At 62.5% G+C, this 11,696-nt stretch carries 10 protein-coding genes; 6 read left to right on the forward strand and 4 right to left on the reverse strand.

The features are described from left to right. The first annotated feature begins 129 nt into the window (after positions 1–129). From ABDK06_RS02450 to ABDK06_RS02475, 6 genes are all read left to right on the forward strand, one after another. The gene (locus ABDK06_RS02450; RefSeq protein WP_394938555.1) at positions 130–1,632 is read left to right on the forward strand and encodes a fumarylacetoacetate hydrolase family protein; all 1,503 of its coding nucleotides are present in this window, start codon (positions 130–132) and stop codon (positions 1,630–1,632) included. Continuing rightward, on the forward strand, positions 1,629–2,327 hold the full coding sequence (locus ABDK06_RS02455; protein WP_394938557.1) for a GntR family transcriptional regulator: 699 nt from the start codon (positions 1,629–1,631) through the stop codon (positions 2,325–2,327). The genes ABDK06_RS02450 and ABDK06_RS02455 overlap by 4 nt, the downstream gene beginning before the upstream one ends. Beyond that, entirely contained in the window at positions 2,324–3,301 is a 978-nt protein-coding gene (gene dapA, locus ABDK06_RS02460; RefSeq protein ID WP_394938559.1) for a 4-hydroxy-tetrahydrodipicolinate synthase, read from the forward strand. The genes ABDK06_RS02455 and dapA overlap by 4 nt, the downstream gene beginning before the upstream one ends. Beyond that, positions 3,298–4,854 carry a 5-carboxymethyl-2-hydroxymuconate semialdehyde dehydrogenase gene (gene hpaE / locus ABDK06_RS02465; protein ID WP_394938561.1) on the forward strand — a complete coding sequence of 519 codons (1,557 nt, stop codon included), beginning with the start codon at positions 3,298–3,300 and terminating at the stop codon, positions 4,852–4,854. The genes dapA and hpaE overlap by 4 nt, the downstream gene beginning before the upstream one ends. After that, complete coding sequence (gene hpaD / locus ABDK06_RS02470) at positions 4,851–5,957, forward strand: 3,4-dihydroxyphenylacetate 2,3-dioxygenase (protein ID WP_394938563.1); 1,107 nt, start codon at positions 4,851–4,853, stop codon at positions 5,955–5,957. Before hpaE ends, hpaD begins: the two co-directional genes overlap by 4 nt. Before the next feature lie 234 nt (positions 5,958–6,191). After that, positions 6,192–7,526 carry an MFS transporter gene (locus ABDK06_RS02475; protein WP_394938565.1) on the forward strand — a complete coding sequence of 445 codons (1,335 nt, stop codon included), beginning with the start codon at positions 6,192–6,194 and terminating at the stop codon, positions 7,524–7,526. Here the strand turns inward: ABDK06_RS02475 and ABDK06_RS02480 are convergent. The 4 genes from ABDK06_RS02480 to ABDK06_RS02495 all read right to left on the reverse strand — a co-directional run bounded on the left by ABDK06_RS02480 (position 7,523) and on the right by ABDK06_RS02495 (position 11,568). Next, positions 7,523–8,260, reverse strand: a complete 738-nt coding sequence (locus ABDK06_RS02480; RefSeq protein WP_394938567.1) for a ThuA domain-containing protein — start codon at positions 8,258–8,260, stop codon at positions 7,523–7,525. The two genes, ABDK06_RS02475 and ABDK06_RS02480, sit on opposite strands and share 4 nt — an antisense overlap. Beyond that, positions 8,257–9,390, reverse strand: coding sequence for a Gfo/Idh/MocA family protein (locus ABDK06_RS02485; RefSeq protein ID WP_394938569.1), 1,134 nt, complete (start codon positions 9,388–9,390; stop codon positions 8,257–8,259). Before ABDK06_RS02485 ends, ABDK06_RS02480 begins: the two co-directional genes overlap by 4 nt. A gap of 124 nt (positions 9,391–9,514) precedes the next feature. Further along, the gene (gene hpaB, locus ABDK06_RS02490; RefSeq protein ID WP_394938571.1) at positions 9,515–10,969 is read right to left on the reverse strand and encodes a 4-hydroxyphenylacetate 3-monooxygenase, oxygenase component; all 1,455 of its coding nucleotides are present in this window, start codon (positions 10,967–10,969) and stop codon (positions 9,515–9,517) included. A gap of 77 nt (positions 10,970–11,046) precedes the next feature. Beyond that, on the reverse strand, positions 11,047–11,568 hold the full coding sequence (locus ABDK06_RS02495; protein WP_394938573.1) for a flavin reductase family protein: 522 nt from the start codon (positions 11,566–11,568) through the stop codon (positions 11,047–11,049). Positions 11,569–11,696: the final 128 nt, after the last annotated feature.

Below are 11,696 nucleotides of genomic sequence, written 5' to 3' on the forward strand. Positions count from 1 at the left end.
ACACTCGGCGGGATAAGCGAGGGTGTTTTTAGGGGCGGCGCAGTCCTTGACGGGGTGAGTCCCCCACCTTAGGCTGATCGTATACGATTTCATATCTCGTGAAACTCGTTGTTCAGATCGAGGAGTGCAATGGCGCAATACGTCGATGAAGCGATGCTCAAAGCCGCGGGCAAAGTGATCGCGGTTCACCTCAACTATCCTTCACGGGCCGCCCAGCGTGGCCGCACCCCGGAATTCCCCTCGTACTTCCTGAAACCGAGCAGTTCCTTGAGCATCTCGGCTCAGGTGGAACGCCCGGCCGGTTGCGAGCTGCTCGGCTATGAAGGCGAAGTCGCCCTGATCATCGGCTCGCCGGCTCGACGCGTCTTCCCCGAGCAGGCTTGGCAGCACGTGCAGTGGGTCACCGCGAGCAACGATTTAGGGGTCTACGATCTGCGCTACGCCGATAAAGGCTCCAATCTGCGTTCCAAGGGTGCCGACGGCTTCACCCCGCTCGGCCCGGAACTGATCCCGGCGCACGACGTCGACCCCGCTGGCCTGCGCATTCGAACCTGGGTCAATGGCGAACTGGTCCAAGACGATGACAGCAGCACGCTGCTCTTCCCCTTCGCCCAACTCGTGGCCGATCTCAGCCAGCTGCTCACCTTGGAATCCGGGGACATTATCCTGACCGGCACCCCCGCCGGTGCCTCGGTCGCGGTGCCCGGCGACGTCGTCGAAATCGAGGTGAGTGGTGGATCACCCGCTGGCCACTTCAGCTCCGGGCGACTGCGTACCGAAGTCCTTGCCGGAACCACTCCACTGGCAGGCTATGGCGCTCAACCCAAAGCCGATGATCTGCAACGCGCCGAGGCCTGGGGCATCGAGACCCCGCCGAAGACGCCGGTGCTCACCGCGGAATTGAAAGGAAAGCTGGAGAGAGTCGCCACCGCGACCCTCAGCTCCCAGCTGCGCAAGCGTGGCCTGAATAATGTCTCTATCGATGGGCTCAGCTCGACCACGCCGGGTCAGAAAGTGGTTGGCACAGCCAGGACGCTGCGCTATGTACCGAACCGAGAGGATCTGTTCAAGGAATTCGGCGGTGGCTATAACGCCCAGAAGCGGGCCATCGACACGCTGAGCGAAGGCGATGTGCTGGTGATGGAGGCACGCGGTGAAAAAGGCACCGGCACACTGGGCGACATTCTGGCGCTGCGTGCATTGCAGAACGGTGCTGCCGCGATTATCACCGACGGCGGCGTCCGGGACTACACCGCGGTGGCCCAACTTGACCTCCCGGTCTATGCCGCAAATCCCCACCCCGCGGTGCTGGGCCGCAAACATGTCCCCTGGTCGGTCGATGAAACAGTGGCCTGCGGCGGCACCACCGTGCAACCGGGCGACATCATCGTGGCGGATGCCGATGGAATCCTGGTCATTCCGCCCGCCCTGGCTGAAGAGCTCGCCGATGATTCCTTGCAACAGGAGCACGAAGAGGGCTTCATCGCCCAGATGGTGCGGGAAGGCCATGGGGTGGACGGGCTGTACCCGATGAATGCCGAATGGAGGAAGCGCTATCAGCTCTGGGCTGAGCAGCACCCCCTCGAGCAGCATCCCTGTGGCCCGAGTCAATCTGCCCTGGACCAGGCGTGAACATCTCGGTCAGCAGCAGTAAATCCGAACTGGCTTATGATTCGATCCGGCAGCGCATCCTCTCCGGTGACTACACGCCTGGGCACCGGTTGGTGCTCTCCCGGCTCGCCGAGGAACTTGATATCAGTGTGGTCCCGGTGCGCGAGGCGATCCGCCGGCTGGAGGCTGAAGGCCTGCTCACCTTCGAGCACAATGTCGGTGCCACCGTGGCGGGAATCGACAGAAACGAATACCTCTACACCATGCAGACCCTGAGCATCGTAGAGAGCGCGGCCACAGCCTTGGCGGTGCCAGCCCTGGGCCGCGAAGAGCTCACTGAAGCGCACCGGCTCAATGCCGAGATGCGAAAGTGTCTGGAACGCTTCGACCCGGTGCGGTTCACCGAGCTGAACCACGGTTTCCACGAGGTGCTCTACCGCAACTGCCCCAACCCCCACCTACTGGATCTGGTGCATCGCGGCTGGAACCGGCTCAGTGCGCTACGCAGCTCAACCTTCAACTACATTCCCGGCCGCGCCGCGCAGTCGGTGGAGGAGCATCAAGCCTTGCTCGAGCTGATTGAGTCCGGAGCCAGCGCCGACGACGTCGAACGCGCCGCTCGCGCTCACCGCAGCGCAACGTTGAACGCCTATCTCACGCCAGCTGAGGACCCGGCCCAGCTGGCACAAGTAGCCCCAAAGGAGAGTAATCAGTGAAGTTCCGATCCGATCCCGCCGCGCAGCTGCGCGGCTCCTTTGCCGCCATGTTCACCCCCTTCACGGAGCCCGCCGGCCATGGCGAGATCGGCGCAGTCGATGACGACTCGCTGCGCGCCATGGTCGAATGGCAGATCGACTCGGGATCGCACGGCGTCACCATCGGCGGTTCCACCGGCGAGCCGGGTGCGCAATCGGTTGCGGAGCGCGCCGCGGCGATCCGCACCGTTGCGGCCGCCGTCGACGACCGGGTGCCCTTCCTGGCCGGAACCGGCACCGCTCAGTTACCGGAAACCTTGGAACTGACCCAGGTCGCGGTTGACTCCGGCGTCGACGCCTCGATGATCATCACGCCTTATTACGCCCGCCCCACCCAGGAAGCGCTCTATCAGTGGTACTCGACCATCGCCCGGGAGTTCCCGAGTATGCCGTTCATTATCTACAACGTGCCCTCCCGCACCGCGGTGGACATCACCCCGGAGACGGTGGGACGACTGTTCCGCGATTTCGAGAACATTGTCGGTATCAAGGAGACCACCAAGGACTTCGAGCACTTCTCCCGGGTGCTGCACGAGTGCAAGGTCAACGAGGCGGGAAAGGATCTGCTGGTCTGGAGCGGACTGGAGTTGCTCTGCCTGCCGCTGATGGCGCTCGGCGGGGTGGGTTTCATTTCCGCACTGGCGAATATCGCGCCGAAGGCCTCCGCCGAGATGTACAACGCCTGGATCGCCGGGGATCTGGAGACCGCGCAGCGCATTCACTACGGGGTGCACCCGCTGGTCGATCTGCTCTTCGCGGAGACCAATCCGGCCCCGGCGAAGTGGCTGATGGCGCAGCGCGGGCTGATCGCCTCGGACTACGTTCGTCCGCCGCTGATCCGGCCCACCGAAGGCGGCCTGAAAACCATCAATTCCCTGCTCTTAGCGGGCAAGGACTACCTGACACCGGTCAACACTGTGGAGCCAAAAGCATGAGCCAGCATTACATTCCGGAGAATTTGCCGGAAAAGATCCAGCACTACATCAACGGCGAATTCGTCGATTCGATCAGCGGCGCGACCTTCGAGGTGCTCGACCCGGTGTCCAACACCGCCTACACCACGGCGGCCGCGGGGCAGAAAGAGGATATCGACGCCGCCGTCGCCGCCGCTCGTGAGGCTTTCGTCAATGGTCCCTGGCCGAGGATGAAGGCCCGTGAGCGGGCCCGGGTGCTCAACCGGATCGCCGACGCAGTGGAGGCCCAAGAGGACCGGTTGGCCGAGCTGGAGACCTTCGACACCGGCCTGCCGATCAAACAGGCGCGTGGTCAGGCCCAGCGCGCCGCGGAGAACTTCAGATTCTTTGCCGATCTGATCGTCGCCCAGTTCGACGACGCGATGAAGGTCCCCGGCTCGCAGCTCAATTATGTGAACCGGAAGCCGATCGGCGTCGCCGGGCTGATCACGCCCTGGAACACCCCGTTCATGCTGGAGTCCTGGAAGCTCGGCCCGGCGCTGGCCACCGGCAACTGCGTGGTGCTCAAACCCGCCGAGTTCACCCCGCTCTCCGCTTCGCTGTGGGCCACCATCTTCAAGGAAGCCGGGCTGCCCGACGGCGTGTTTAACCTGGTCAACGGTCTGGGGGAGGAGGCTGGCGACGCCCTGGTGAAGCACCCGGACGTGCCGCTAATCTCCTTCACCGGGGAGACCACCACGGGGCAGACCATCTTCCGGAACGCCGCGGAACATCTCAAAGGCCTGTCCATGGAGTTAGGCGGCAAATCCCCCGCGGTGATCTTCGAGGACGCCGATCTGGACGCCGCGATCGACTCCACGCTGTTCGGTGTCTTCTCGCTCAACGGCGAGCGCTGCACCGCAGGTTCCCGGATCCTGGTGCACCGCAGCGTCTATCACGAGTTCTGCGAGCGCTACGCGGCGCGGGCCAAGAACATCGTGGTCGGCGACCCACACGATCCAGCCACCGAGGTCGGTGCGCTGGTGCACCCGGAGCACTACGCCAAGGTGATGTCCTATGTGGAGATCGGCAAGACCGAAGGGCGTCTGCTGGCCGGAGGCGGACGGCCAGAGAACTTACCCGAGGGGCAGCAGAACGGCAGCTACGTCTCCCCCACGGTATTCGCCGACGTCGCCCCTACGGCGCGGATCTTCCAGGAGGAGATCTTCGGTCCGGTGGTCGCGATCACCCCTTTCGACTCCGACGAGGAGGCGCTCGAACTGGCGAACGGTGTGAAGTACGGGCTGGCCGCCTATCTCTGGACCCAGGACCTGACTCGGGCGCACAATTTCGCGCAGAACGTCGAGGCCGGCATGGTCTGGCTCAACTCGCATAACGTACGTGATCTGCGCACCCCCTTCGGTGGCGTCAAAGCCTCCGGCCTGGGCCACGAGGGCGGCTACCGTTCGATCGACTTCTACACCGATCAGCAAGCCGTGCACATCACTCTCGGCGCGGTGCACACACCCCGGTTCGGAGCAACAGCTACTGAGCCTGCTCCCGCTAAAACAGCACAGTTTGGAGCCAGCAAATGAGTGCTCCTGTTGACCAGACCGAGGTTCAGGAATATATGGCAGAGGCACCGGACATCGTCCGCTGCGCCTATCTGGACCTGGTGGTCACCGATCTGGCCGCTTCCCGGGCGTTCTACGTCGATCTGCTCGGGCTGCACGTCACCGAGGAGGACAACGAGGCGATTTACCTGCGCTCCTTCGAGGAGTTCATCCACCACAATCTGGTGCTCCGCAAGGGTCCGGTGGCGGCGGCCGCGGCCTTCGCCTACCGGGTGCGGACGCCGCAGGACGTGGACAAGGCCGAGGCCTGGTACGCCGAACGCGGCTGCCGCACCGAACGACGTCGGGAAGGTTTCACCAAGGGCGTTGGAGACTCGGTCCGGGTGGAAGACCCACTTGGCTTCCCCTACGAGTTCTTCTACCAGGTGGAGCACGTGGAACGGCTCACCCAGCGCTACGACCTGTACAACGCGGGCGAGCTGGTGCGGCTGGATCACTTCAACCAAGTCACCCCGGATGTACCCAAGGGCCGGGCCTATTTGGAGGACCTGGGCTTCAAGGTCTCCGAGGACATTAAGGATTCCGACGGCGTCACCTATGCCGCCTGGATGTATCGCAAGCAGACGGTGCACGACACCGCGCTGACCGGCGGTGACGGGCCCCGGCTGCACCATATCGCCTTCTCCACCCACGAGAAGCACAACATCATCCAGATCTGCGACAAAATGGGGGCGCTGCGAATCTCCGACCGGATCGAACGCGGCCCGGGGCGGCACGGCGTCTCGAACGCCTTCTACCTCTACATCCTGGACCCGGACGGGCACCGGGTGGAGATCTACACCCAGGACTACTACACCGGGGACCCGGACAACCCGACGGTCACCTGGGATGTGCACGATAACCAGCGCCGCGACTGGTGGGGCAACGCCGTCGTGCCGAGCTGGTACACCGAGGCCTCACCGGTGCTGGACCTCGACGGGAACCCACAGCCCATAATCGTCCGGGAGGACAAGTCCGAAATGGCGGTCACGGTCGGTGCGGACGGCTTCTCCTACACTCGACAGACTGGGAACTTCGAGGAGCCCGGCGAGGAAGTAGGGTTCAAACTCGGCCAGCAACTCTAGCGAGGGCCCCGCGATGGGGGCAGCGCTCCGCCGGATTGGGGCTGTGCCCGCTCCGCGGTGCCCACCACACCGCAGCCCCAAATCCGGCCTCCGCGCATCCAGGGAGTCCACAACAATGCTAAGACGACTAACTGATTCCATACCGCAGCCGATGTTTTTCACAGCGAGTGATGGCGGCGTAGCGCACCGAATTAGCTAAGTTACCCCTCGAAAATGATGAACAAAGGAGTTCAGATGAGCAGTACCGCAGACAGTACCGCAAACACTCGCAGCAAGATGTCGTCCGAGGACCGTAAGGTTTTGGCTGGCACCCTGGTCGGCACCACGATCGAATGGTACGACTTCTTCATCTATGCCCAGGCAGCTGGCTTGGTCTTCGCCCAGCTCTACTTCGCACCACTGGGCCCGGCGGATTCACCGGTTGCCCAGTTGTTCTCCTGGGCTTCGGTGGGAATCTCCTTCTTGTTCCGACCGCTCGGCGCCATCGTCGCCGGACACCTGGGTGACCGGGTGGGCAGGAAGGCCATGCTGGTACTCACCCTGATCATGATGGGTGCTTCCACAGCGCTGATCGGCGTGCTGCCGACCTATGTTCAGATCGGGGTCTGGGCTCCCCTGCTGCTGACTTTGCTGAGGGTTCTCCAGGGCTTCTCGGCGGGAGGCGAGTGGGGCGGCGCGGCGCTGATGGCGGTGGAACACGCGCCGACCCCTAAGCGCGGAATCTGGGGGTCGTATCCGCAGATCGGTGTTCCGGTAGGACTGATCCTGGCTTCCTCGGTGATCTTCGTGATGACCACGGCCCTGGGCATGCAGCAATATCTGGCCTGGGGCTGGCGAGTGCCGTTCCTGATCTCGGTGGTGCTGATCGCCGTCGGCTATCTGATTCGCCGAGCAGTCGCGGAGAGCCCGGTCTTCAAGGAACTGGCTGAGCGTAAGAGGGAATCCTCGGCACCTCTCGTCCAACTGTTCCGCAGCAACACCAAGGAAGTGGTGCTGACCGCGCTGATCTTCATCGGCAATAACGCCGTGGGCTATCTGCTGATCGCTTTCTTCTCCTCCTATGCGACCAAAACCCTCAAAATGCCGACCGGCACGGTACTGGGAATCGTGATGGCGGGGGCGCTCAGCTGGCTGGTGTTCTCCATGTTCGGTGGCGCACTCTCCGATCGGATCGGCCGGGTGCGCACCTTCCAGATCGGCTATCTGGCGCTGATCGTCTGGATGGTGCCGATGTTCCTGCTGATCGATAGCACCAATAGCTGGCTGTTCTTGATCGCGGTGCTGGTAATGGGTTTCGGTCTGGGCTTGTCCTATGGCCCGATGTCGGCGCTCTACGCCGAGATGTTCCCCGTCGAAGTGCGCTACTCAGGGGTGTCCATCGGCTACGCTCTGGGCGCTATTCTGGGCGGTGCTTTCGCTCCGCTGATCTCCCAGTCGCTGCTGGATAACACCCACTGGTCGGGCAGCATCGCGCTTTACATGATCGGCCTGTGCTTGATTTCACTGATCGGCGTCTCACTGGTCAAAGAACCACGAGGCGCACGTCTACGAGTCGCCGAGGTCGGTTAGCTCTCCAGGAACCAGCCGGTCGCTGGGTTGCTGACCTCAGGTAGTCGCCGTTCGGCGGCCACCGGCGCGGCCCAGCGCACCGCATTGGCCAGTACCCTGCGGATCTGCGGCTGCTGGTAGACCGGGTAATCCTGGTCCCCGGGGCTGAAATAGAACACCTTGCCGCGCCCGCGGGTGTAGGTCACACCGGACCGGAAGACCTCTCCTCCGCTGAAGGAACTGATGAAGACGAGTTCTTCCGGCACTGGGATGTCGAAGAACTCTCCGTACATCTCCTGCTGCTCCACCACGAGCGGCTGCTCGATGCCCTGGGCGATCGGATGGGCCGGTGCAACAGTCCAGACCAGTTCGCGCTCCCCTTCATTCCGCCAGGCCAGGGAGCAAGTGGTTCCCATCAGTTTTTTGAAGATCTTCGAGAAGTGCCCGGAGTGCAGCACCAGAATACCCATGCCGGACAGCACATGCCGTTGCACCCTCTCCACCACCTCGTCGGAGACCTGATCATGCGCGATATGCCCCCACCAGAGCAGCACATCGGTGTGCCGCAGCACTTCCTCACTCAGTCCGTGCTCGACGTCGGCCAGCGTCGCCGTCCGGATCTCCGCGGCCTCGCCCAGCAACTCGGCCAGGCCCTCGGCGATCGCACCGTGGATGCCGCGCGGATAGATCGCGGCAATCTCGGGTTGCGTGGTTTCGTGGACATTCTCGTTCCACACCGTCACTCTGAGGCTCATCGCTCCACTTTCTGTGCTGCCGCATCCAGAACTACCTCGCGCCCTGCCGACGCCGAAAGATAGCAGGCATCGATAATGGCGGCACGTTTCAAACCGAGAGAGCCGTCGTGAGCCGCCCAATTCGGCTCATCCAGAACGTGCTCAATGAAGCTCCGGACCACAGCGGGGTGGTTGCCATTCTGCAACGGCGCCAGTTCATAGTCCTTGAGGTCTGTGCCCTCACCACTGAAGATCTTGACCGGAACGTCCGAATCGTAGTCGACCACCCGCAGTTCAGCGCCGCCGTCGGTGCCGTACAGCGTGATGCCGAATTCATCTCCGTTCGGTCGGTAGGCCGCCCAGGAGGTCTCCAGGATGAGGGAAGATCCGTTGCTGAACCGAATCAGCGCGCTCGCCAGATCTTCCACTTCGTAGGCGGAGTCCAAGCTGCGTCGATCCGAGCCCTCAGAACCGCCCAGGCCCCGAACTCCCAGCTCTGAGTGGGTCACCGCCGACACCGAGTGCACCTCCGGTTCGCCCATCAGGTGCAGGGCGTAGTCCAGCACGTGGACGCCGATATCGATCAGCGGTCCGCCGCCGGACATGCTCTGGTTGGTGAACCAACTGCCGAGCATCGGGATCCCGGCCCGCCGCAGCCAGAAAGCTCGAGCGTGATAGGGCCTGCCGAGTTCGCCGTCGTCAATAGCCTGTTTCAACACGGTGACATCGCCGCGTCGCCGATGGTTGAATGCCACCTCGAGTACTCGCCCGGCGTCCCTCGCCGCTTCGGTCATTTCAAGGCCCTCGGCCGCTGTGCGGGCCATCGGCTTCTCGCTCAGGACGTGGATCCCGGCCCGCAAAGCGGCTATCGCAATGGGAGCGTGCAGGAAGGTCGGCACCGCGACACTCAGCACATCGAGTTCACCGGAATCGATCAGCTCCTGCCATTCGCGGTAGAGCCGGGTGACGCCGTAGTCCTCTCCCAATCTGCTGAGAACGTCCTCTTCCATCCCGGCGATGGCGACCAGTTCGACGCCGTCCAGCTCCTGATAGGCCGCCATATGCGCTTGTCCGGCCCAGCCGATCCCGACGACTCCGGCGCGCAACTTTCCCTTCTGATTTCCTGCAAAACGCGAAGCGCGATTGCTCATTCCCCCAGCCCTTCCAAGACTCTCGACCTTGAGACATCCATACGAAGTCTAGATAATCATAAGTTGGGGGAAAATAGTCAGCTTTTGCACAAAAATCGACAGAAGTTTTTTGTCGTTACCCGGCTCAGTCCTCACGCTCCAAGAACTCCCGGACCCTGGCACGCACCGGCTCGGCGTCATAGGAGTTCACCAGTGCACCGGCCATCCTTACCGGATCGCCGAAGAAGAAGTACTCATACAAGGCCTGCCGGCCAGAGAAAGCGGAAATCGACGCGTCATAAGCGAGTTTGAACAAGCGCACTCGCTCCGGGCCGGTCAGCGTTTTGGCCTGCAGGTACATTTCAATGTCCGGCAGCGCCTCGGAGTGCACATCGGCCTCTCCGGGCAGCGCCATCAGACCCGAGGCGGAGAACTTCCTGATGATCTGCGGGAAGCGCTGCGCCACCTTCGGGTACCAGTTGCGCGCAGCATTCAGCGTGGTCCACTTGGGCAGCATCACGCCATCCTCGGTCAGTACAGCATCCGCCTCGGAGGCCCGCATCAGGGCCTTGCCGATTTCCACGGTCTGGATCAACTCGGCCAGGTCCTCCTGAATGTGCTGGAAGCCGTCGATGCCGATAGAAGCCGCCAATTCAGAGGCCAGACCGAGGAAGAACTCGCTCTTCGCAATGGTGCGGGTCACCACCTGGTGGGTCATCAGCGCCCCGGCCCCGGTCTCCGAGTAGAAGGCGTTGCAGAGCTCCGGATGCCCCAGCATGAAGATGCGCTCCTTGGGCACGAAGACATGATCGAAGATGACGACGGCGTCCATCTCCTCGAAGCGCCCAGCCAACGGCTCGTCATGCAGGCTCTTACCGGTGTAGAGCGAGGTCCGGCACAGGTAGCGCAAACCCTCAGCATCATTCGGCAGTGCGAAGGCGTAGGAATACGGTGCGTCCTCCGGGGTGCCGCGCAGCACGGTGGAGGGGAAGACCAGCAGCTCATCGGCGATCGGGGCGATGGTGGCCAGCATCCTGGCACCGTGCACCACGATGCCGTCTTCGCGCTCTTCGACGATGCGCGCCGCGAGCTGCCCGCCCAGTTGCTCCGAGCCGGACACCGAGCGGTTCACCTGCGGTGGGATCAGGGTATGGGTGGCCAGTAAGTCGTTCTCCCGGCAGTGCTCGTAGTAGTTCCGGATGTTCTCGCCAAACTGCGGGTCGGCTTTGGAGAACCACTTCTCAGCGGCGGCGAGTGCGGTCAGCGAGGAGTTCATATAGTCCCCGGTGCGGCCCAGGAAGCCGTTGGAGTATTCGGCCCAGGTGGAGATCGCGGCACGACGGTGTGCCAGGTCCTCTTGACTGCGCGGCACCAGGAAGGAAGCACTGACCTTCTCCCCGCTCGTCGGCGAGTCATAGGTCAGCGCATCCTGATACTTGGGGTCGTGCTGCAGATCGAATAATTTGGCGTAGGTCCTCGCCACATTCCTGAATGCGGGGTGCTCGGCGATGTTCTCACTGACGACTTCGCCGTCGATCACCACGTGCGGGCGCATTGAATTGAGCTTGTCCAAGTACTGCTGACCGGTACGGATACCCATGGTCCCTGCTTTCTTCGTGTTGTTGTCGACGGAAAACGATCAAGACAACGATGAACTGAACGCTTTCCGCTGAGGTTCTACAGCAAATCTTCGACGCCGAGCTGGCTCTCCGGAATCGTGGTGAACCGTGAGTTGGCGAAGGCCAGCGCATCCCCGGTTCGATAGCTGAAGTCCACTACTTCTCCCAGATAGAGGGTGTGATCGCCGCCGTCATAAGCAGCCCAGGGCGTGCATTCGAAGAAGGCGAGCACATTGCTCAGCCGAGGAGCTACGCGGCCTTCGACCCACAGCGGCTCGGTGGCCTGCGGACGCCCGGCGAAGTGCATCGCGAGTGCCTGTTGCTCGGCACCCAGGATATTGACGGTAAAAGGCTTGCCTTGCAACTCATCGTGCGATCTGGCGGTTCTGGCGATCGAGGCCAGCACGAGCGGGGGCTCCATGGAGACCGAGGTGAAGGAATTGACCGTAATACCGTGTCGCTTGGCGGCTCCATCGAAAGTGACAATCGCGACGCCGGTGGCGAAACGGCCCAGGGAACCACGGAAATGATGCTCTCGCGGCCGGATCGCCCGCGGTTGATACTCAACTGACTCGGTCATCTCTCCCCTTTGACCTTTCTTCTTCGAATCTTCTTCGAAAGAAAAGCACCCGATGCTGAACCACGGTTTCGTCAGCTGAAGTCCCCGGGTGAATTGCAGCTTTGAGTTCTATTATCGAACACTCTGTG

Origin of the sequence: Psychromicrobium ferritrahens (assembly GCF_043789415.1) — a bacterium.
In the GTDB taxonomy this organism is placed as follows: Bacteria; Actinomycetota; Actinomycetes; order Actinomycetales; family Micrococcaceae; genus Renibacterium.